This is a genomic window from Microbacterium sp., from assembly GCF_032084865.1.
GTDB lineage: Bacteria > Actinomycetota > Actinomycetes > Actinomycetales > Microbacteriaceae > Microbacterium.
In genome coordinates, this window is the sequence record NZ_DAMDLU010000016.1 from 1 (window position 1) to 1,373 (window position 1,373).

Below are 1,373 nucleotides of genomic sequence, written 5' to 3' on the forward strand. Positions count from 1 at the left end.
GCGGCTGCTCGGCGGGCTCACCGCCCTGGTCGCCGCCGCCCTGGCGATCACGATGGTCGGCTCTGCGATCGCGTCCGCGGGTGTTCCCGTGCTGTCTGCCACGGTCGCGTCGTCGAGCGTGCTGCGCACCGTCGAGCGGTACATCCCGCCGCCTCTCGCGGAGGCGGCGGCCCGGCTCAACGCGTTCGCGTTCGGCGAGACGGTGCTCCCCACTCTCGAGGGGCTGCTGCAGCCCGGGCAGCTGGATGCCGCTCCCGAGGCGACGCCGATCGAACTCGCCACGCCCGAGCTCGAGCACGCGGCCGGTTCTATCGTGAAGGTCTCGGGCGCGGCGGACGGCTGCGGGGTGATCTCGACGGGAACCGGGTTCGTGATCGCCGAAGACCGGATCATGACCAACGCGCACGTCCTGGCCGGTGTGCGCGCCCCGATCGTCGAGGTGCCGGGCGAGCCGGCACGCGACGCCACCGTGGTGTACTTCGACCCGATCGACGACATCGCCGTGATCGCCGCCGACGTGCAGGCACCGCCGCTCGGGCTGGCCGAGGCGCTGACTCCAGGCGAGAGCGGCGCCGTCATGGGGTATCCGTTCGGCGGACCGTTCCGTGTGACAGCCGCCGGAGTGGTCTCGTCGTCGAGCGCGCCCGTGAGCGACATCTACGGCGACAGCACGGCTCCGCGCAGCGTCTACGCGCTGCGGGCCCACGTCGAACCCGGCAACTCGGGCGGCCCGCTGCTCACCGCGGGAGGGCAGGTCGCCGGGATGGTGTTCGCGAAGGACGCCGCCACGCCGAACGTCGGCTACGCGATGACGAACGAGGAGCTGCTGCCCGTCCTCGCCCAGCTCGGCACTGCCTCGGCGCCCGTGCCGGTCGGCGCCTGCATCCGCTGACCCACGGACGGTCACGGCCGGCGCAACGCCCACTCGGGCAGCATCGCCGCAGCGAGGATGCTCGAGATGAGCGACGCCATGCTGTGGCCGGGCTCCAGGCGCAGCGCTTCGTCGACGTAGGCACCCGCGTGCGACGAGCGGCCCATGGCCCACGCCAGCCACGCTGCGGCCGTGAGCGCGCCGGCCTTGGCGTGGCGCGGTGCACGCGCGGCGGCGGAGCGCACCACCTGCAGCGCGCACCCGAGCCGGTCGAGATCCGGCCGCGGGCCGCGGCCCATGAACACCTCGCCGATGGCATCCGGCACCGTCGTGCGATCGCTCGAGAAGGCGAGCTGCGCGTCGAACGCGCGATACCCGAAATCGAGGTCGGTGGCCCACTGCACGAGGATCGCGTCTCGCAGCGGCGGGCGGCTCAGGCACCACAGCAGCGCGGCGCAGGGGAACGGGTCATCGTCGAGCGGGGGGTCGAGGAGATGCTCTG

Annotated in this window: 2 protein-coding genes; one reads left to right on the plus strand and one right to left on the minus strand. The window is 73.2% G+C overall.

Annotated features, from left to right (window positions below; translation table 11 throughout):
- Positions 1-892 (plus strand): MarP family serine protease (locus tag RT309_RS03090; RefSeq protein WP_313355231.1); only part of this gene is annotated, 892 nt, incomplete at its 5' end.
- Between the two features lie 11 nt (positions 893-903).
- Here RT309_RS03090 and RT309_RS03095 read toward each other — a convergent pair.
- Positions 904-1,373, minus strand: a 470-nt coding sequence (locus tag RT309_RS03095; RefSeq protein ID WP_313355232.1) for a DUF4192 family protein, incomplete at its 5' end; no start/stop codon positions are given.